Consider the following 20,226-nt stretch of genomic DNA (forward strand, 5'->3'; position numbering starts at 1 on the left):
TTTTTTACTGATTTTTTGTGTAATATTTTTTACGCAGCCAAAACGAAACCTTAACCAATAAAATTAACGCAGGTACTTCTACTAAAGGACCAATCACTCCTGCAAACGCTTGCCCAGAATTCAATCCAAAAACTGCAATCGCAACCGCAATTGCTAATTCAAAATTATTTCCTGCTGCTGTAAATGCTACCGAAGCAGTTTTATCATAAGATGCTCCAGTTGCTTTGGTAACAAAAAAGCCGATGATGAACATCAAGGTAAAATAAATCAATAACGGAATTGCAATAATGACTACATCCATCGGGATTTCTACAATCAATTCTCCTTTTAAAGAAAACATTACGGTAATGGTAAATAACAATGCAATTAATGTTATTGGAGAAATCGTTGGAATAAATGTTTCGGTATACCATTTTTCGCCTTTTAATTTCACTAAAATCAATCGACTTAAAATTCCCAGTGCAAACGGAATTCCCAAATAAATAGCAACACTTTCTGCAATTGTTGTAATGGAAATGTCTACAATTGCGCCGTCAAATCCAAAATAGGGCGGAAGTACTGTAATAAAAATCCATGCATAAAAAGAATAGGCAAATACTTGAAAAATACTATTTAACGCAACTAAACCAGCGCCATATTCACTACTTCCTTCAGCCAAATCATTCCAAACCAACACCATGGCAATACAGCGAGCTAATCCTATTAAAATAAGCCCAACCATGTATTCTGGATAGTCACGTAAAAACGTAATTGCCAATACAAACATTAAAATTGGACCAATGATCCAATTTAAAAGTAGCGAAATGGATAAGATTTTTGTGTTTTTAAACACTTTAGGTAACAAAGCATAATTTACTTTTGCCAATGGCGGATACATCATTAAAATCAAACCAATTGCAATCGGAATATTTGTGAATCCGCTACTGAAAGAGTTGATGATGTTTGGAAAGGTAGGAATAAAATACCCTAATCCGATTCCAATAGCCATGGCTACAAAGATCCATAAGGTTAAATATTTATCAAGAAAGCTTAATTTTTTTGTCGCCATTTTTTAAGAATTTATTTGAGAAAAAATATAGTACATTTCAGTAGCAATTTGAATACTTCTTTCGTTGTATTTTTCTACCTGTTGTGGTGTATTGTCAAATGCTTTTGGATCTTCAAAAGTGATGGGAATTCGTTTTTCTGCACCCGGAACAAATGGGCAAGCTTCATTTGCTGAATTGCAGGTCATAATGGCAGCAAATGCTGATTTTGGATTGAAATCATCGTCTAATTTTTTTGAAAATCCGATAATTGGTTGTGCTTCTTTAGAAAATGAAATATTATAAATAGGATTTTTACTTTTAGATTCTTTTGTGATTTCAAAACCTGAATGTTGTAAGGTTTCAACAATCATTGGGAAAAGGGCTGTTTCCTCTGTTCCACCAGAATAGCAAAACACGTTTTTGATATTGAAATAATGCGCCATGGTTTGTGCCCAAACTTGTGCTAAATGACTTCTACGAGAATTGTGTGTACAAATAAAGTTTAACCAAATTTCTTTATTGTCATCAACTTTTGTATTGATAAAATCAATTAATGGGTATAAAATTTCTTTTCGTTTGTTCGTAATTGTATCAACATTTAAAGTTGAAATAACGAATTCGATTTCAGGAAGTAAAGTCATTTTTAATCTGTTTTTCATAATTAACAACAACCGCTAGTTGGGGAGCAACAAGATGAAGCTTGTAAAACTTTTGCAACTTCTTTTACTGTTGGAACTTCACATTTTCCTTTAGCCAAACAATCTGTTTGTTTTGTTGTTAATAAAAAGGTTTTTCCGTCAAAATCCAATCCAAACTTACCAATGGTTTCTGCTTGATATTCTACTTCAATTTCTAAATCTTCTATTTCTAATATTTCTTCAGAAAGTTTAATAATGTGTATTAATTTCTCTGGATGCAATCTATGGTCATAATCGTTGGCGTTCCAAAGTTGAAAATTAACCACTTCTTCTTTACGGATTGTGCCACCACAATCGATAAAATTTTTAGTTATTTTTCCAACTTCGGTCACATGAAAATGATTGGGAACTAATTCTCCGTTTGGCAATTGAAAAGCAATTGTTTCTAATCTATTTAAAGCTTCTTTTATTTCTGATAATTTCATGATTTTAATATTTTAAGATGATTAAATCTGTTATTTTTTTAGCAACAATTTTCTTTTTCCGTAAGATCTTGATTTAAAAATTGAAACATCACTTCTTTCATTCTCGTCCAATTTTTTGAGTCTATACAGTAACAAACACTCGTGCCTTCCACATTTCCTTTAATCAAACCTAAGAGTTTTAATTCTTTTAAATGCTGAGATATTGTGGGTTGTGCTAATTTTATTTCATTTACTAAATCGCCACAAACACACGCGTCAATTTTAAATAAATGCTGTAAAATGGCAACTCTTGCTGGATGTCCAAATACTTTGGCAAACAAAGCAATTTCATTTTGTTCGTCAGTAAATTTTTCTGCTTTTGTGATTCCCATTTGCTCTTTAATTGTTTCATTGCAATATTACGATTAATAATGAAACCAACAAACTATTTTTTTTGTTTTTTTATAAAAATTAAATGAATTTCTTTAGTTCACTAAAAGCAGTTATCACTTTGTCTGCATTTTCTAAGGTTTGATCTGCAGCTAACGGATTTCTGTATCCAAAAACAAAAATGCCAGCAGCATTTGCTGCTTTAACGCCGTTATCAGAATCCTCAATAACAATACAATTTTCTTTGGGAGTGTTTCCTAAAACGGCCGCTTTTTCAAAAATCTCTGGATGTGGTTTTGATTCCTTTAAATCTGCTCCGCTTATTTTTGCCGTAAAATAGGGATTTAAATCAAAGCGATTAAAAACCCGATTAATATTTACCATGGCAGAAGAAGAAGCTAAAATTAGCGTAATTTCTTTTTCATAAAAATACTTGATGATTTCTTCGACACCTTTTACCAAATGCAATGTTGGATCGCTTTCAAAAAAATTTACATAACGCTTTCTTTTTTGCAACACCAATTCGTTTGGATCTTGATCTAAACTAAAATGCGCAACCAATTTCTGAAATGCATTAATGGTAGAAGAACCTGTTAAAGTTTTGTATAATTCTTCAGAAACTTCTAATCCTAAAGAAATAAAAGTTTCGTAATACGCTTTTTTATGGAGTAATTCTGAATCGATAATTACGCCATCCATATCAAAAATTACACATTGTATCCTGTTCATGAGTCTATAAATTTAGATTTTAATTCTGGAGTTGGTAGCATGCAGCTTTCTTTTTTTCCAAACCATTTGTAGCGATTTTTTGCAATATAATTGTAAACCAAATCTCTAAACGCTGTTGGTAAAATCCAAAAGATTTGAAAAAGCATCCAGAATCCACCAAAATGTTTTGCAATTTTTAATGCTGCAGTAGATTTAATATAAAACGTAGTATTTGATACAACCAAAACAATAGAATCTATTTTTTTTGTATCAATCTTAAAATGATGTGTGATTTCTTTTCCTATTTCTGATTGAAGTGAAGCAAATAAAAAAATATTTTGTGTGTCTTTTTTTATAATTTTTAAAACAGAAGCGTTGCAAAAATTACAAACTCCATCAAAAAGGACTAGTTGCTTATTTTTTAGTAGTTTATCAAATAGATCCATCAGAAAAAAGTATCATTAAAAATAATATTCTACAAATTTCCATAAAATTAATGAATTTCATGTAACAATTTTTGCTTTAAGACGTCAGATACACAGAAGTAGTTATAAAACAGAAAAGTTTGCTAAAGTGATTCTTTAACATAACATTAATAGCTTTAAAATAACGCAATAATTACTTTCGCAAAAAAGGAACTAATTCAGATGATAGAAATAAAAAAACTACACAAATCTTATCCAATCGGGAAGGATTCTTTACATGTTTTAAAAGGAATTGATTTACATATTAAAGAAGGTGAATTTGTTTCAATTATGGGATCTTCTGGTTCAGGAAAATCTACATTATTAAACATTGTTGGCCTTTTAGATGAACATGATGAAGGAGAATATTATTTAAACGGTCAGTTAATTAAAAATTTAAATGAAAAGAAAGCAGCTATTTTAAGAAATAAATTTTTAGGATTTGTTTTTCAGTCGTTTAATTTAATATCCTACAAAACTGCTTTAGAAAACGTTGCATTACCATTATATTATAAAGGTATTCCAAGAAAAGAACGTTTAAAAATAGCAATGGAATATTTAGATAAAGTTGAATTAAAAGATTGGGCAAATCATTTACCAAATGAATTGTCTGGTGGACAAAAGCAACGTGTTGCAATTGCAAGAGCTTTGGTAACACAACCAAAAGTTGTTTTGGCAGATGAACCAACAGGAGCATTAGATTCTACTACTACAGACAATGTAATGGATTTGTTAAGAGATATCAATAACGAAGGAATGACTGTTTTTGTTATTACACACGAAGAAGAAGTTGCAGAACAAACCAAAAGAATTGTTAGATTAAAAGATGGCGTTATTATTAGCGATGAATTAACCAATAAAGCAAAAGCAGTATAGTATGTTCGATTTAGATCGTTGGAGAGAAATTTTTCAAAGCATCAGTAAAAACAAATTACGTTCTGTAATGTCTGGTTTTACAGTAGCTTTTGCAATCTTACTTTTTACCTTATTATTTGGGATTGTAAGTGGACTTAGTAACTCTTTTAAAGATGCTTTTTCTGATGATGCTGCAAATTTTATGTCTGTTAGGGTTAGAAAAACAACGAAACCTTATAAAGGATTACAAACAGGTAGAGTAATCCAATTAAAAAATAAAGATTATAATTTTGTAAAAAACGGATACGATTCTAAAATACAGTATTTAACAGCTAGAGTAAATAAAAGCGTAAACATTTCATACAAAGACAAACAAGATAATTATAGTTTAAGAGCTGTTAACCCAGATCATCAATTTTTGGAAAAAACAATTATTGATGAAGGAAGGTATATTAACGATAGAGATTTAAAAGAAAAAGCCAAAGTAATTGTAATTGGTCGTTTAGTAAAACAAGACTTATTTGGAGAAAGACCAGCCTTAGGAAAGCGTGTAAATGTTAGTGGAATATCCTATCAAATTATTGGTGTTTTTTCTGATGAAGGTGGAGATAATGAAGAACGTTATACATATATACCAGTTACAACAGCTCAAATGATTTATGGTAATAACGACTTTATCAATCAAATTAATATTGGATATAATCCAGATTTAAGTTTAGATGAAGCAATCGCTTTTGGTAATAAATTGGAACGAGATTTAAGAAAGGAATTAAATATAGCTCCAGATGATCAAAGCGCTTTATCTGTTCAGAATATGGCAGATACAAATAAAGGTGTTGGTACTTTTGTAATAGCGTTGTACTTTATTGTAATTTTTATTGGATCAGGAACGTTGGTTGCAGGAATCATCGGTATTAGTAATATTATGATTTTTGTTATTAAAGAACGAACAAAAGAGTTTGGAATCAGAAAAGCTTTAGGTGCTCAACCAGCATCAATTGTTGGAATGGTTGTACAAGAATCCGTTTTGATAACAACAATTGCTGGATATTTAGGGTTGTCACTAGGAACCTTTATTTTAAGTGAAATTGGAAATAGTTTAGAAGATTATTTTATAAAAGATCCAAGTGTAAGCCCAGGAATTGTAATAGGAGCAACTATTACTTTAATTTTATCAGGGTTAATTGCAGGATATGTTCCCGCAAAAAGAGCAGCAAGTATTAAACCAATTGTAGCATTAAGAGCAGATTAAGATGAAATTTTTATTTGATTCAGATACATGGCAAGAAATTTACGGAAGTATTCGTAAAAATAAAACCAGAACAGCAATTACTATAGTTGGTGTGTTGTGGGGAATTTTCTTGTTAGTTGTTTTATTAGGTGCAGCAAGAGGGATAGAGAATAATTTTAATAAAATTTTTGGAAGCTTTGCTACCAATAGCGTCTTTATTTTTCCACGAGCTACCGAAATACCATTTAAAGGATTCCAAAAAAATCGCAGATTTAGTTTAACCTTAAAGGATGTAGAAATTTTAAAAAGTGAATATAGCAAAGAAATTAGATTATTAGCACCAAGAAATCAAACATCAAATTTAATTATAAAAGGGTTTAAAACAGGTACTTTTCAAGTTAGTGGAGATTATCCAGTTTTAGATAAAATACAGAAAAAGAACTTAATGTATGGTCGTTTTTTAAACGAAAATGATATTTTATCCTATGCAAAAGTTTGTGTTATCTCTGAGGAAATGTACAAACAATTGTTTGAAAAGAATGAATTTCCAATAGGTCAACTTGTTAATATAAATAGTATCAATTATAAAGTAGTTGGCGTTTATAAGCCTTCTATCGGAATTAGTTTTGATGGAGATTCTGCTTACATACCATTTTCAACTTTTCAAAAAGTGTACAATACTGGAAATAAAATAGGCTGGATGATGATTACTGCCAATGATGGAATTGACATTGTACAAATGGAAGCAGATATTTTGTTAACCTTAAAAAATCTACATAATGTAAGTCCAGAGGATCAAAGAGCATTTGGTAGTATAAACCTTGGAGTAGCAATAGCAAAAGTAACTGGGTTTTTAACTGGAATGCAATTTTTAACATGGTTTGTTGGTATTGCTACATTAATTGCTGGAGTTTTTGCCATTGGTAATATTTTATTAATTACAGTGAAAGAACGTACAAAAGAAATCGGAATTAGAAGAGCCCTTGGAGCAACTCCACTTAGTATTAGAAGACAAATTGTTTTAGAATCTGTATTCTTAACTACAGTTGCAGGAATGTTAGGAATTGTTTTTGGAGCTTTAGTTTTATTTGGATTAGATAAATTGGTAGGAAATGGAGAAAATGCAGTATTAGTTAATCCAACTGTAAATATTCCAATTATATTAATAGCATTTTTAACATTAACGGTATTTGGGTCTTTAATAGGATTGATACCAGCATATATGGCAACAATAGTGAAACCAATAGAAGCATTAAGAGAAGAATAAACAAATAACAATTATGAGTAAAAGAGCAAAAATTATTTTAGCAATTATAGCAGTAGGTTTTATTGCGGCCCTTATTTGGTTCGGTAAAAAGAACAAAACAAATATTATAGAATTTGAAACTGAAACAGCTTTCACTACAACTATTGTTGAAAAAACTGTTGCAACTGGTAAAGTTGTGCCACTAGAAGAAGTAGAGATTAAACCTCAAATTACAGGAATTATTGATGAAGTCTTTGTAGTTGAAGGAGCCATCGTAAAAAATGGAGATTTAATCGCAACCGTTAGAGTTGTACCAAACATAGCTTCTTTAAATAGTGCTACAGGTAGAGTTAAATCTGCAATGCTAAGTTTTAACAATGCAAAAATTTCTTATGATAGAAATAAAAAACTATTTGATAAAGGAGTAATCTCTGGTCAAGAATTTGAAACTGCAGAACTTAACTTTGATAATGCTAAATTAAATTTAGCAAATGCTGAATCTGATTTAGAAATCATTAAAAAAGGTTCAACATCTGGTTTAGGAAAAACAACAAATACAAATATTATAGCTACAGCATCAGGTATGATTTTGGAGATTCCTGTTAAAAAAGGATATCAAGTAACTCAAACAAACGACTTTAATGCAGGTACTACAATTGCTAGTATTGCAGATATGACCAAAATGATTTTTGAAGGAAAAGTGGATGAGTCTGAAGTTAGCAAATTAATAGTAGGAACTAAAATTGAAGTTTCTTTAGGGGCAATAGAAGGAAAAAAATTTCCTGCAAAATTAAATTTTGTAGCACCAAAAGGTACTGAAGAAGGAGGAGCTGTTCAATTTAAAATAAAAGCAGATGTAACGTTGGATAAAAACAATTTTATTAGAGCAGGTTACAGTGCAAATGCAGATATCGTTTTAGTAAAAAAAGAAGGAGTTTTAGCGATTAAAGAAGCTTTGTTACGTTTTGATAAAAAAACGGAAGAGCCTTATGTAGAAGTTAAAGTTGGAGATACATTTGAAAAAAGAACTGTAAAACTAGGTATTTCTGATGGTGTAGATATTGAAGTTCTTTCTGGTATAACTAAAGATGACCAAATTAAAATTTGGAACAAAGCATCTAAAGATGATGTCAATAAAAACGGTGGTAGAAGAAATAATTAAGAACTCATAACTTACTAAAAAGAGGAAATTTCTAATGAAATTTCCTCTTTTTATTTTAAAGAATATTGAAAACCAAAACCCGTATTAAAAATAGTATATCCGCTATTTGGTAACTGAAAATCTAAATTAGATACATGTCCTAATCCACCAAAAAACTGAATAGATGTTTTCTGGTTTAACTGTAAATCCAATCCTAAATTTCCGTTTTCTAAAAAAGTAAACCCTTTTGCCAAACGTTCTGTTGCTGTATCAACATAGCTAAGTCCTAAACCAGCTTGAAAAAATATACTTAGGTTTTTAAAGAGCTGTTGTTTTGCCTCTATACCAAACTCAATTGCAGTAATCGAAAGGTTTTTTAACTGGGTATAACGTTGTCTTTTTTCTATATAATTATCTTCTTCTGGTCTTACAAATTGCTCATTGTATAATTGGTGTTTTATAAATTGTATTTGTGGCTGTACAATCAAAGAAACTTCAACAGATTTAAGTGTTGTTATTGGAAAATACAATTGCCCTTTTATAATGTTTGCCCTGTAAAAATAATCTACATCATCAAACATAAAATTGTTTTCGTTTCCCTGAGAAAACTGCATTCCAATTTTAGTAAGAGTAAAGAAACCCTTAGTTGACTTTTGTCCGTAAGATGAAGTAATCAAACAACTAAAAACGAAAACAAAACCAATTATTTTTTTGTAAAAATTTGTTGTCATTCCGAACGAAGAATAAGGAGGAATCTCATTATTTAAAGTTAAACACTACTAATATTTAATAGATTTCTCAATCGTTCCTCTTTTCGAAATGACAAATTATATTAATTTTTTTGATTGTAGCTTAGACAAATTGCTTCGCAACTTTTTCTGCTTTTCTGCTTTCAGAATAATCGTAAAAACCTTCACCAGATTTAACGCCTAGTTTTCCTGCTCTAACCATATTTACTAATAACGGACAAGGAGCATATTTTGGATTTTTAAACCCATCATACAATACATTCAAGATTGATAAACACACATCTAAACCAATAAAATCTGCTAATTGTAGTGGCCCCATTGGATGTGCCATTCCCAACATCATCACCGTGTCAATTTCTTTAATACCAGCTACTCCGTTGTAGAATGTTTCAATAGATTCATTAATCATTGGCATTAAAATTCTGTTGGCAACAAAACCAGGATAATCATTTACTTCAACCGGAATTTTATTGATTTTTTTTGTCAAATCAACCGTAAATTTCATCACTTCATCAGAAGTATTATAACCTCTAATAATTTCCACCAATTTCATAATTGGCACAGGATTCATAAAATGCATTCCGATTACTTGCGTTGGTCTTTTTGTTACTGCAGCAATTTGAGTAATTGAAATTGAAGAAGTATTTGTTGCTAGAATGGTGTCTTCTGGACAAACTTCATCCAATTCTCTAAAAATATTGAGTTTTAAATCTACATTTTCTGTTGCAGCTTCCACAACCAAACTTGCATACTGCACACCAGCTTTGATAGAAGTGTAGGTGGTGATATTGTTTAAGGTGTTGTTTTTATCAGCTTCAGAAATTTTTTCTTTGGCAACCATTCTATCTAAGTTCTTCGTAATAGTTGCAATTCCTTTAGCCAATGCAGTTTCAGAAATGTCAATTAATTGCACTTGAAATCCAAATTGAGCAAAAGTGTGCGCAATTCCGTTTCCCATTGTTCCTGAACCAATTACAGCGATATTTTTCATGTATGTATTATTTAAAAATTTGTTATTTAAAGATTAAAAATGCTCTTTGAGTTTTTCAATTTTTTAATTATTTTAATATTTTTTTTGGGCGTTTTAACGGGCTTTACGTTTCAATCTTTTTTTGTTTTGTCATTGCGAAGAAAGTTTTTGCTTTCTGTGGCAATCTCATTATTAATTAAGAGATTACTTCGTCATTCTTCCTCGTAATGACGAGATGTTTCAAAAAAAGGATTTCCACTACAATCCCTAACGCATATACTTTTTAAGTTTTGATTTAAACTGAAAACCTTTAGAACATTTCAACTTGTTACTTTCAAACTTTGTAACTATAATTAAAAACAATCAATGATTCGTTGAGCAATTCTTAAAGCTTCTGTTCCTTGTGACAAAGAAACAACCGGAGTTGTATCATTATTAATCGCATCAGCAAACGATTCTAACTCGTCTAAAATGGCGTTATTTTCTGTAACTTCTGGATTGTCAAAATAGATTTGTTTTTTAACGCCTTCAGCATTTTGTAAAATCATGGCAAACTCATCTTGATGCTTTGGAACATCTTTCATTTTTACAACTTCTGCAGTTTTTTCTAAAAAATCAACAGAAATATAGGCATCTTTTTGAAAAAATCTAGATTTACGCATATTTTTCATTGAAATTCTACTCGCAGTTAAATTGGCAACACAACCGTTTTCAAATTCGATTCTTGCATTGGCAATATCTGGCGTTTCACTAATTACCGAAACACCACTTGCGTGAACGTTTTTTACAGGCGATTTAACGACGCTTAAAATAATATCGATATCGTGAATCATTAAATCCAATACCACAGGAACATCAGTTCCTCTAGGATTAAATTCTGCCAATCGATGCGTTTCTATAAACATTGGCGCATCAATCATGTCTTTTACAGCGGTAAACGCAGGATTAAAACGTTCTACGTGACCAACTTGTCCACGAATATGTTTCTGACTTGCCAAGGTCCTAATTGCTTCTGCTTCTAAAACTGTTTTTGTAATTGGTTTTTCAATAAAAATATGGCAGCCTTTTTCTATGGCTAATTTTGCACATTCAAAATGTGATAATGTTGGAGTTACAATGTCTATTACATCAACTTCATCAATTAAACTTTCTACAGAATCAAACAAGGTATACCCAAATTCTTCGGCAACTTTTTGTGCGTTTTCTGTAAATGAATCGTAAAAACCTATTAATTCGTATTTATCTGATTGTTGTAATAAACGAAGATGAATTTTTCCTAAATGACCAGCGCCAAGAACACCTACTTTTAGCATATACATATATTTTAATGTCTCCTCGAGCGCAGTCGAGAGGTTTTATAATTAAATTGTCTTAAGTAGTTCTCGACTGCGCTCGAACAGACAATTTTTTGAGTTTTTTTAAAAAAAAATTTATCGCGAACAAAGATACACTTTTATAGCTATTTTTTTAGATTTATTACTACTTTTAGAACTCCAAACTTTACTTAGAATTGAAAGATACACATAAACATCAAGGACTTAGAAAACAGCTAGCTAACGTGTTAGAAGCGAAAGGAATTACCGATAAAAATGTGTTAGATGCTGTCTGTAAAATTCCACGACATTTGTTTATCGATTCTAGTTTCGAAGCGCACGCTTATCAAGATAAAGCATTTCCGATTGCAGCCGAGCAAACCATTTCTCAGCCTTACACCGTTGCATTTCAATCGCAAACACTAGAGGTTAAACCTGGAGATAAAGTATTAGAAATAGGTACAGGTTCTGGATATCAAACGGCTGTTTTACTAGAAATGAAAGCAGAAGTCTATTCGATAGAGCGTCAAAAAGAATTGTTTAAAAAAACATCTTTGTTCTTACCAAAATTAGGCTATAGAGCAAAGAAATTAATTTTTGGCGATGGTTATAAAGGATTGCCAGAAGTTGCACCTTTTGATAAAATTATTGTAACCGCTGGAGCACCTTTTGTGCCGAAACCGTTATTAAGTCAGCTAAAAGTAGGAGGAAAGTTATTAATTCCTGTTGGTGATACAACACAAATAATGACGTTGTTTATCAGGAAATCTGCCAAAGAATTTGAAAAGCACGAATTAGGAGACTTTGCTTTTGTACCGATGTTGGGAGAGAAAAATTAATTTTTTATTCGATACCAATATGCAGTTCTGCCAAAAACTGAAAAACCAATATAACCACGAAGTTTCATCGTATTATTATCTTTTAACGTGATGTAGCATTTGTATTCTTTTCCATTTTTTGGATCTAAAACTTTTCCACCTGACCATTCGTCGCCATCTTTTTTTAACCCATTGATAATAACCAATCCTTTTATCGGTTTATTTTTGTTTTTTCCTTTGCAATTTTCGCAAACAGCATTTTTTGTTTTTGGGTCTAAAAGCTGAATAATCTTTCCGTAGAATTTGCCATTTTCTTGATAAACTTCAATAATAGATTCATCTTTATTGGTTTCTTCATCTACAGATTTCCATTTCCCTAAAATAGATTGCGAAAAGGCAATTGTAGTAAATAACAAGAAAAAAAGAAAAATTAGTTTTTTCATTTAATCGTATTTCGCATCAAAATTCCCACTCCATTTTCCTTGAACGCGTAATATTTGTTCGATGATATCTCTTGCACAACCTTCGCCTCCTTTTTTGTAAGAAATGTATTTAGAAATTTCCTGAATTTCTGGAGCTGCATCATTTGGGCAACAAGGCATTCCAACTAATTTCATCACTGGATAATCTGGAATGTCATCTCCCATATACAATACGTTTTCTGATTGTAAATGGTATTTTTCAACCAACTCGTTGTATTGTTTAATTTTATCATGCGCACCTAGATAAATGTCTTTAATTCCCAAGTCTTTCAAACGAATTCTTACACCTTCGTTATTTCCACCAGAAATAATACAGACATTTAATCCAGCATCAACAGCTGTTTTTAATGCATAGCCATCTTTAATATTCATGTGTCTTACCAATTCTCCGTTCGGAAAAACCGTCACGATTCCGTTGGTTAAAACGCCGTCAACATCAAAAATTAATGTATTTATTTGAGATAAAAATTCTTTATAACTTTTTTCCATATTTTAATTTAATTTGTCTGTTCGAGCGGAGTCGAGAACTCATATAACCTCTCGACTCCGCTCGGGGAGACATTTTATTTTAATTTATTCAATTGAGTTTTGAATTGACTTTGTAAGCAGTTGATATATTTTTTGCTGCTGCAAATTTAATTGTTCTAAATGATTTTGTATCGTTTGCACATCGTTTCTTTTTGCAGGACCCGTTTGTGCATCTTTTGGAGAAATTGATTGTGCCTTTTTAGCTGTTTCTTCAATCAAAGGGTATAAAATCTCAAAAGGAACATCGTTTTTCTCACAAATATCATTCGCAATTGTATACATATGATTGCTAAAATTATTTACAAAAACAGCTGCAACATGTAGTTTTTTTCGTTGTTCTGAATCAATTTGATAGATTTTTTTTCCAATAGATTTTGCGACATTTTCCAACAAATTAAAATCATCTTTATGTGAAGTTTCTAGGCAAAACGGAATCTCATTAAAATTGATGATTGCGTTTTTTGTAAACGATTGCAACGGATAAAAAACCCCTTTTCGTTTTCCTGCAATTGCGTTGATGTCAACTGCACCAGAAGTATGCATAATCAATCCTTTTCTATCACCAATTTCTTGAGAAACTTGCCGAATTGCATCATCAGAAACTGCAATGATAGTTACATCAGAACTAGGAATAGTTGATAGTTTTCTAGAATTGATTTGTGTCACATTGATATTTAACGCCTTAGAAAAAGCACTATATAAATGTGTTGCCACATTTCCGTTACCAAGAATTACTACTGAAATCATATCTAGCGAAGATATTGAAATTAATTTTCAACAATTAGATTATTAAAAATATTTTTGCATATTTGCGGTCTTATGATTGTTTAAATAGACTCCTGTTTTCGTCGTTTCTAACACGATCCAAAATTATCAGCATTGAAATATCATCAAAGCTGAATTCTATTATTTTATATTTTTAAGTAGTATGTCACAAAACAATCAATTTACCATAAAAAACATTTTTCAACTTTTTAAAGACGCCGTTAGCGGAAAAGAACAAGATTTTACAACTGGAAGCATTCGAAAAGCAGTTTTTCTATTATCGATTCCGATGATTTTAGAGATGCTAATGGAATCGATATTTGCTTTGGTCGATATTATTTACGTTTCTAGAATCAGTGTAAATGCTGTTGCAACCATTGGTTTAACAGAATCTGTAATTACCTTAGTGTACGCAGTTGCCATTGGATTAAGTATGGCGGTAACTGCTGTTGTTGCAAGGAGAATTGGAGAAAAAGATGTTGTTGGAGCCAACCAAGCAGCCATACAAGTGATCATTTTAGGAGTTGTCATCGCTATTATAATTAGTGTTATCGGAATTCTATATCCGAAGGAAATTTTAGCATTAATGGGCGCTGAAACCGATTTAATTGAAGAGGGTTTTGGCTATACAAAAATTTTATTAGGAGGAAACATTACTATTATGCTGTTGTTTTTAATCAACGCTATTTTTAGAGGCGCAGGAAATGCTTCTATTGCGATGTGGACGTTGATTTTATCAAACGGACTGAACATTATTTTAGATCCAATTTTTATTTTTGGATTGGGTCCGATTCCTGCGTACGGAGTAGAGGGAGCAGCAATTGCAACAACAATTGGTAGAGGAACTGCTGTTGTTTGGCAATTAATCGCATTGTTTTATGGTTTTGGAAAAATTAAAATTGCCGTAAAAGATGTGGTGATTCGAGTTTCTGTAATGATTAATTTGATCAAAGTTTCTTTAGGCGGAATTGGTCAGTTTTTAATCGGAACTTCTAGTTGGGTTTTCTTGATGAGAATCATGTCAGAATTTGGTAGCGAAGTGTTGGCAGGGTATACAATTGCAATTAGAATAATGATGTTTACTTTAATGCCAGCATGGGGAATGAGCAATGCAGCGGCAACATTAGTTGGACAAAATTTGGGGGCAAAAAAACCAGACAGAGCAGAAAAATCGGTTTGGAAAACCAGTAAATATGCAGCATATTTTATGGGATTTGTTTCCATCATTTATATGGTTTTTGCATCTACTTTTTTAGGTTGGTTTAGCGATAATCCTGAAGTGGTGAAAAACGGAACATTATGTTTGCAAATTATTGCAGCGGGTTATGTTTTTTATGCCTACGGAATGGTTGTTATTCAGTCTTTTAATGGGTCTGGAGACACAAAAACGCCGACGTATATCAATTTTGTTTGCTTTTGGGTGTTTCAATTGCCGTTTGCTTATATCGTTGCAATACTATTTGAAGCTGGACCAATTGGTGTATTTTTATCCATAACGTTAGCAGAAATCCTAATCGCAATAATCGGAATTTGGCTTTTCAAAAAAGGAAAGTGGAAAACAGTACAAGTGTAATTGTTTTCTTAATTTAGCTGAACTAATTTTTACATAATGAAGAAAAATAATAACTTAGGAATAAACACCATTTGTACGCACGTTGGTGAAGTTAAAGATGAACAATTTAAAGGCGCAATTTCTCCAATTTACATGTCGACTTCGTATGAGTTTGATAATGTAGATGTAAAACGATATCCGCGTTATTTTAACACACCAAACCAAGAAATGCTATGCAAGAAAATTGCAGCATTAGAAAAAACAGAGAATGCACTGATTTTTGGTTCAGGAATGGCAGCTGTTAGTACAACTTTGTTGGCTTTTTTACACAAAGGAGATCATATTGTTTTGCAACAAACCTTGTATGGCGGAACGTATAATTTTGTGGTTGAAGAGTTTGATAAATTCGGAATTGAATATTCGTTTACAAAGGATTTATCTATCGAATCTTTTCAAAAAGAAATCAAAGAAAACACCAAAGTATTGTACATAGAAACTCCGTCTAACCCGTTGTTAACCATTACAGACATGCAGTTGGTTGCAGACTTGGCAAAGCAAAACGGAATTGTAACCATGATTGATAATACGTTTGCATCACCAATAAACCAAACTCCAATTGATTTCGGAATTGATATTATGCTGCATTCTGCGACAAAATATATGGGCGGACATTCAGATATTTTGGCAGGCGCAGTTGCTGCATCAAATGAACATATTGATAAGATTTGGAACATCGCAAAAAACTTAGGCGGAAGTTTAAGTGATTTTACGGTTTGGATGTTAGAACGCAGTTTAAAAACGATGAGTTTGCGTGTAAAACGTCAAAGTAAAAATGCCTTAAAAATGGCAAAATATTTAGATAAAAATGAGTCAATTGCTAACGTGTATTATCCTGGTTTAAAATCGCATCCAAATTATGCATTGGCAAAAAAACAAATGAGCAATTTTGGAGGAATGCTGTCTTTTGAATTAAATGATACTATAAACGCAATGGATTTTATGAATGCTTTATCGTTGATAAAACCATCCATGAGTTTGGCTGGAGTAGAAAGCACGATGTTAAGTCCAACACAAACATCCCACGCATTATTATCTCCAGAAGAAAGAGAAAACCAAGGAATAAAAGATGGATTGATTCGGTTTTCTGTTGGAATTGAAGAAACCAAAGATATCATTGCCGATATTGAGCAAGCAATAGATAGTAGAATAGAAAAAATAGTACAAAAAGAAGAAAAATGAAACTAGATATATTAGCTTTTGGAGCGCATCCAGACGATGTTGAATTAGGTTGTGGAGCAACCATTTCCAAAGAAATTTCTTTAGGAAAAAAAGTCGGAATTGTAGATTTAACACGTGGTGAATTAGGAACTCGTGGTTCGGCAAATTTGCGTGATCAAGAAGCTGCAAATGCGGCAAAAATATTAGGAGTTTCGGTTCGTGAAAATTTAGGTTTTGCAGATGGATTTTTTGTCAACGATAAAAAGCATCAATTAGAAATCATAAAAATGATTCGTAAATACCAACCAGAAATTGTGTTGTGTAATTCAGTTGATGATCGACACATTGATCATCCGAAAGGAAGTACATTGGTTTCTGACGCGTGTTTTTTAAGCGGATTGATAAAGGTAGAAACGGAATTAGATGGAGAAAGTCAACAAAAATGGCGACCAAAACAAGTGTATCATTACATCCAATGGAAAAACGTAGAACCCAATTTTGTGGTTGATGTAACAGGCTTTATGAATGTAAAAATTGAATCGGTAAAAGCATATAGTTCACAGTTTTTTGATCCGAACAGTAAAGAACCAGAAACTCCAATAACAAGTAAAAATTTTATTGAGAGTATTCATTATAGAGCAAATGATTTAGGAAGATTAATTGGCGTAGAATACGCAGAAGGTTTTACCACAGAACGTTACGTTGCTGTAGAAAGTTTAGATAAATTAATTTAGATTTTCTTTGGTAGAGAATTAAAAAATAAATTATATTTGCACCCGCAATTATATGGTGGTTGTAGCTCAGTTGGTTAGAGTATCGGTTTGTGGTACCGAGGGTCGCGGGTTCGAATCCCGTCTTCCACCCAAAAGCAAAATCCTTCTCGTTATGAGAAGGATTTTTTTGTGCCTAGAGTTTAAGGATTAAAGCAAGGGATGAGAAGTTTATCTTGAGCGCAGTCGAAAGGAATCCCGTCTTCCACCCAAAAGCAAAACCTTTTCAGAAATGAAAAGGTTTTTTTGTGCTTTATTTTTTACATTTGGATAAATACTTATTTCTATGCAACATTTATTGAACGTTTACAAAAGAATACAACCACATATTCATAAAACACCCGTTTTGCATTCGAGATTATTAAACGAAGCAACAAATGCAAACGTTTTTTTAAAATGCGAAAACTTTCAAAAAACAGGATCCTATAAAATTAGAGGAGCAAGTAACGCAATCTTAAATTTATCAAAGACACAAAGGAATAAAGGTGTTGTAACACATTCTTCCGGGAATTTTGCACAAGCATTATCGTTAGCGGCTAAAAATTTAGGTGTAAAAGCATACATTGTGATGCCTTCTTCTGCTCCAGAAATTAAAAGAAAAGCGGTGTTAGATTATGGCGGAATCGTAACAATTAGTGAACCAACTTTGGCAGCAAGAGAATTGGCTTCCGAAAAGATTCGGAAAGAAACCGGAGCAACTTTTATTCATCCATCAAACAATATTGATGTAATTGACGGACAAGGAACTGCTTGTTATGAATTACTGCAATCAGCATCGGACTTTGATTATATGATTGCACCAATTGGCGGTGGTGGTTTGATTGCAGGAACGTGTTTATTTGCAAATGCCTTTTCTCCATCTACAAAAGTAATAGGAGCGGAACCTTTAAAAGTTGATGATGCGTATCGTTCGCTAAAAAGCGGAAAAATAGAAACCAATAAAACAGCTAATACAATTGCAGACGGATTGAAAACGCAGCTTGGAAATCACAATTTTCCAATCATTTTAAAACATGTAACGCAAATAATTAGAGTTACTGAAGATGAAATTATTGCTGCCATGCGTTTTGTTTGGGAACGAATGAAAATCACCATAGAACCTTCTAGCGCTGTTGCTGTTGCAGCAATTTTTAAAGAGCCAACTTTGTTTAAAAATAAAAAAGTGGGAGTTCTTATTTCTGGAGGAAATGTAGATATTACAAAACTTCCTTTTTAAAAAAGAATGTCATTCCCATGAAAATGGGAATTCAAAAACTTAGATTTTGAAAGATTCCTACCTTCGCAGGAATGACACAAAATTAAAGATTGGCAAGTGCTTCAATAACTTCTGCACGTTTACGAACGGAAACTGAAACGGTACTTTTATCTTTTAATACTAAATAACCACCATCAGATTTTATAAATTCCTTTATGTATTTTGTGTTTACCAAATGACTTTGATGTACGCGTAAAAATGAGTTATTTTTTAATAAATCTGCATAAAATTTTAAAGTTTTGGTAACCATAATTTTAGAGCCATTTTCAAAATAAAAAGTAGTATAATTATTGTCGGATTTACAACGGATTATTTCATCTAAAGAAACCACCACAATTTTACCTAAAGTGTGTAATGATATTTTTTTAGGCAATTGATTTGGCGAAGCAATAGATTCTTGTAAGACTGATAACTGCTCGTTTTTTGGCTGAATTTGATGCATTGCTTTGTCAATTGCATTTTTCAGTTCATCATTAGAGTAGGGTTTTAAAATATAATCGATTGCGGCAAATTTAAAAGCTCTTATCGCAAACTCGTCACTTGCGGTTACAAAGATAATTTTAGAAGTTAAATTCGGAATGATTTCTAACAAATCAAATCCAGTTCCGTCTCCCAACATAATATCTAAAAACAACATGTCTGGTTGTTCTTTCTGCAAAATTTTTGCAGCAGAAACCACACTGTTTGCAGTACCAATAATTTGTATCATTGGATGATTGTTAGCAATATCTTGTGTTAACATTTCTAATGCTTGTGGCATATCATCAACTAAAATGGCTGTTTGTTGTTGCATTTATACTTGTTTTTCTAATTCAAAAATGGTGATTTCTGGTCTTACATTAAATCGAACTTGCCATAAACAACCTAAAGCTCTGTTGATATACAATGTTCTTCCATCGTCTAAATCTATTTGACCAGCAGCATATTTTTTGTTTTTAACAGGTAAAATAAGCGGATCTAAAAACGGAGGTTTTACTTGTCCGCCATGTGTATGACCAGATAAAATCCATCCTTTATAATTATTCCAAGCATCTAAATCGCAAACATCTGGATTGTGACATAAAACCAAATTTGCATTTTTATGATCTATTTGATTCATTATTTTCTGCGGATTAAAATTCAATCCCCAATAATCATCCAATCCAATAATATTCAATCCGTTGATGTTTTTTTGCTCATTATTTAGAATTGATACTCCATCTTTTTCAAGAAGAGAAGTAATTTCATTTGCAACTTCTTGTTCTGACCAATTTTTACCATAATCGTGATTTCCAAGAATTCCGACTGTTCCTAATTTGCCTTTTACAACATGATTTAAAACTTTTTTTAGCTGAGTAAATTGCTCTTTATTTTCATAAGAAACATAATCTCCAGTATAAACCACAAAATCTGGATTTAACTTCTGTGCTTTTTGAAAAGAATCTATTATGTATTGATAATCAAAGCGATTGCCAACATGCATGTCGCTAATTTGCATGAGTGTTTTACCAATTAAATGATCGGGTAAATTTTTAATTGGCATTTTTTTCTTTACAAATTCTAGCCAAAATGGTTCAATTTGCCAAGAATATATTCCGCCAAGTAAAGTTGCTCCTACTGTTCCAATAATTGTGTTTTTAATAAATTTTCTTCTTTTCATAG

At 31.8% G+C, this 20,226-nt stretch carries 23 protein-coding genes and 1 tRNA gene; 10 read left to right on the forward strand and 14 right to left on the reverse strand.

The window, feature by feature from the left end; genetic code table 11:
- Positions 1-4: 4 nt before the first annotated feature.
- The 6 genes from arsB to KCTC32516_RS09160 form a co-directional block, all read right to left on the reverse strand.
- A complete protein-coding gene (gene arsB, locus KCTC32516_RS09135) occupies positions 5-1,048 on the reverse strand; it encodes an ACR3 family arsenite efflux transporter (protein ID WP_301400111.1) in 1,044 nt (347 codons plus the stop codon).
- Between the two features lie 3 nt (positions 1,049-1,051).
- Positions 1,052-1,687: a low molecular weight phosphatase family protein gene (locus KCTC32516_RS09140; RefSeq protein ID WP_301400112.1), complete on the reverse strand. Its 636-nt coding sequence runs from the start codon at positions 1,685-1,687 to the stop codon at positions 1,052-1,054.
- Positions 1,688-1,689: 2 nt separating this feature from the next.
- On the reverse strand, positions 1,690-2,151 hold the full coding sequence (locus KCTC32516_RS09145; protein ID WP_301400113.1) for a DUF6428 family protein: 462 nt from the start codon (positions 2,149-2,151) through the stop codon (positions 1,690-1,692).
- Positions 2,152-2,189: 38 nt separating this feature from the next.
- Positions 2,190-2,522: an ArsR/SmtB family transcription factor gene (locus tag KCTC32516_RS09150; RefSeq protein ID WP_301400114.1), complete on the reverse strand. Its 333-nt coding sequence runs from the start codon at positions 2,520-2,522 to the stop codon at positions 2,190-2,192.
- 79 nt (positions 2,523-2,601) lie between these two features.
- Positions 2,602-3,249 (reverse strand): HAD family hydrolase, encoded by a 648-nt coding sequence (locus KCTC32516_RS09155; RefSeq protein ID WP_301400115.1) that lies wholly within the window; start codon positions 3,247-3,249, stop codon positions 2,602-2,604.
- Positions 3,246-3,674, reverse strand: coding sequence for a thiol-disulfide oxidoreductase DCC family protein (locus KCTC32516_RS09160; RefSeq protein ID WP_301400116.1), 429 nt, complete (start codon positions 3,672-3,674; stop codon positions 3,246-3,248). The genes KCTC32516_RS09155 and KCTC32516_RS09160 overlap by 4 nt, the downstream gene beginning before the upstream one ends.
- 201 nt (positions 3,675-3,875) lie before the next feature.
- Here KCTC32516_RS09160 and KCTC32516_RS09165 point away from each other — a divergent pair, with 201 nt between their 5' ends.
- Genes KCTC32516_RS09165 through KCTC32516_RS09180 form a run of 4 tightly spaced genes read left to right on the forward strand, consistent with a single transcriptional unit; the run spans position 3,876 to position 8,186 of the window.
- Positions 3,876-4,568 (forward strand): ABC transporter ATP-binding protein, encoded by a 693-nt coding sequence (locus tag KCTC32516_RS09165; RefSeq protein ID WP_301400117.1) that lies wholly within the window; start codon positions 3,876-3,878, stop codon positions 4,566-4,568.
- Position 4,569: 1 nt separating this feature from the next.
- Entirely contained in the window at positions 4,570-5,799 is a 1,230-nt protein-coding gene (locus KCTC32516_RS09170; RefSeq protein ID WP_301400118.1) for an ABC transporter permease, read from the forward strand.
- A gap of 1 nt (position 5,800) precedes the next feature.
- A complete protein-coding gene (locus tag KCTC32516_RS09175) occupies positions 5,801-7,045 on the forward strand; it encodes an ABC transporter permease (RefSeq protein WP_301400119.1) in 1,245 nt (414 codons plus the stop codon).
- Between the two features lie 13 nt (positions 7,046-7,058).
- Complete coding sequence (locus tag KCTC32516_RS09180) at positions 7,059-8,186, forward strand: efflux RND transporter periplasmic adaptor subunit (protein WP_301400120.1); 1,128 nt, start codon at positions 7,059-7,061, stop codon at positions 8,184-8,186.
- 50 nt (positions 8,187-8,236) lie between these two features.
- Here the strand turns inward: KCTC32516_RS09180 and KCTC32516_RS09185 are convergent, their stop codons facing one another.
- From KCTC32516_RS09185 to KCTC32516_RS09195, 3 genes are all read right to left on the reverse strand, one after another.
- A complete protein-coding gene (locus KCTC32516_RS09185) occupies positions 8,237-8,779 on the reverse strand; it encodes an acyloxyacyl hydrolase (RefSeq protein ID WP_301400121.1) in 543 nt (180 codons plus the stop codon).
- A 238-nt stretch (positions 8,780-9,017) separates the two neighbouring features.
- Positions 9,018-9,905 carry a 3-hydroxyacyl-CoA dehydrogenase family protein gene (locus tag KCTC32516_RS09190; protein WP_301400122.1) on the reverse strand — a complete coding sequence of 296 codons (888 nt, stop codon included), beginning with the start codon at positions 9,903-9,905 and terminating at the stop codon, positions 9,018-9,020.
- Between the two features lie 332 nt (positions 9,906-10,237).
- Positions 10,238-11,197: a Gfo/Idh/MocA family oxidoreductase gene (locus KCTC32516_RS09195; protein ID WP_301400123.1), complete on the reverse strand. Its 960-nt coding sequence runs from the start codon at positions 11,195-11,197 to the stop codon at positions 10,238-10,240.
- Between the two features lie 197 nt (positions 11,198-11,394).
- On the opposite strand from KCTC32516_RS09195, the gene KCTC32516_RS09200 reads away from it, so the two are divergent.
- Complete coding sequence (locus tag KCTC32516_RS09200) at positions 11,395-12,036, forward strand: protein-L-isoaspartate(D-aspartate) O-methyltransferase (protein ID WP_301400124.1); 642 nt, start codon at positions 11,395-11,397, stop codon at positions 12,034-12,036.
- Here KCTC32516_RS09200 and KCTC32516_RS09205 read toward each other — a convergent pair.
- The 3 genes from KCTC32516_RS09205 to KCTC32516_RS09215 form a co-directional block, all read right to left on the reverse strand.
- On the reverse strand, positions 12,033-12,458 hold the full coding sequence (locus tag KCTC32516_RS09205; RefSeq protein WP_301400125.1) for a DUF2147 domain-containing protein: 426 nt from the start codon (positions 12,456-12,458) through the stop codon (positions 12,033-12,035). The two genes, KCTC32516_RS09200 and KCTC32516_RS09205, sit on opposite strands and share 4 nt — an antisense overlap.
- Positions 12,459-12,986: a KdsC family phosphatase gene (locus KCTC32516_RS09210; protein WP_301400126.1), complete on the reverse strand. Its 528-nt coding sequence runs from the start codon at positions 12,984-12,986 to the stop codon at positions 12,459-12,461. It lies immediately after the preceding gene.
- 84 nt (positions 12,987-13,070) lie between these two features.
- Complete coding sequence (locus tag KCTC32516_RS09215; protein WP_301400127.1) at positions 13,071-13,772, reverse strand: Rossmann-like and DUF2520 domain-containing protein; 702 nt, start codon at positions 13,770-13,772, stop codon at positions 13,071-13,073.
- Between the two features lie 181 nt (positions 13,773-13,953).
- Here KCTC32516_RS09215 and KCTC32516_RS09220 point away from each other — a divergent pair, with 181 nt between their 5' ends.
- From KCTC32516_RS09220 to KCTC32516_RS09240, 5 genes are all read left to right on the forward strand, one after another.
- Positions 13,954-15,363, forward strand: coding sequence for an MATE family efflux transporter (locus KCTC32516_RS09220; RefSeq protein ID WP_301400128.1), 1,410 nt, complete (start codon positions 13,954-13,956; stop codon positions 15,361-15,363).
- Positions 15,364-15,399: 36 nt separating this feature from the next.
- The gene (locus KCTC32516_RS09225; RefSeq protein WP_301400129.1) at positions 15,400-16,581 is read left to right on the forward strand and encodes a trans-sulfuration enzyme family protein; all 1,182 of its coding nucleotides are present in this window, start codon (positions 15,400-15,402) and stop codon (positions 16,579-16,581) included.
- Complete coding sequence (bshB1, locus tag KCTC32516_RS09230; RefSeq protein WP_301400130.1) at positions 16,578-17,294, forward strand: bacillithiol biosynthesis deacetylase BshB1; 717 nt, start codon at positions 16,578-16,580, stop codon at positions 17,292-17,294. Before KCTC32516_RS09225 ends, bshB1 begins: the two co-directional genes overlap by 4 nt.
- A gap of 54 nt (positions 17,295-17,348) precedes the next feature.
- Positions 17,349-17,424: transfer RNA gene (locus tag KCTC32516_RS09235), tRNA-His, on the forward strand.
- Between the two features lie 192 nt (positions 17,425-17,616).
- Positions 17,617-18,546, forward strand: a complete 930-nt coding sequence (locus KCTC32516_RS09240) for a threonine/serine dehydratase family protein (protein ID WP_301400131.1) — start codon at positions 17,617-17,619, stop codon at positions 18,544-18,546.
- Between the two features lie 82 nt (positions 18,547-18,628).
- Here KCTC32516_RS09240 and KCTC32516_RS09245 read toward each other — a convergent pair whose 3' ends face one another.
- Together KCTC32516_RS09245 and KCTC32516_RS09250 are read right to left on the reverse strand one after the other, a co-directional pair.
- Positions 18,629-19,378: a LytR/AlgR family response regulator transcription factor gene (locus KCTC32516_RS09245; protein ID WP_301400132.1), complete on the reverse strand. Its 750-nt coding sequence runs from the start codon at positions 19,376-19,378 to the stop codon at positions 18,629-18,631.
- The gene (locus tag KCTC32516_RS09250) at positions 19,379-20,224 is read right to left on the reverse strand and encodes a metallophosphoesterase (RefSeq protein ID WP_301400133.1); all 846 of its coding nucleotides are present in this window, start codon (positions 20,222-20,224) and stop codon (positions 19,379-19,381) included.
- Positions 20,225-20,226: the final 2 nt, after the last annotated feature.

Source organism: Polaribacter huanghezhanensis (genome assembly GCF_030444335.1).
Taxonomy (GTDB): Bacteria; Bacteroidota; Bacteroidia; order Flavobacteriales; family Flavobacteriaceae; genus Polaribacter; species Polaribacter huanghezhanensis.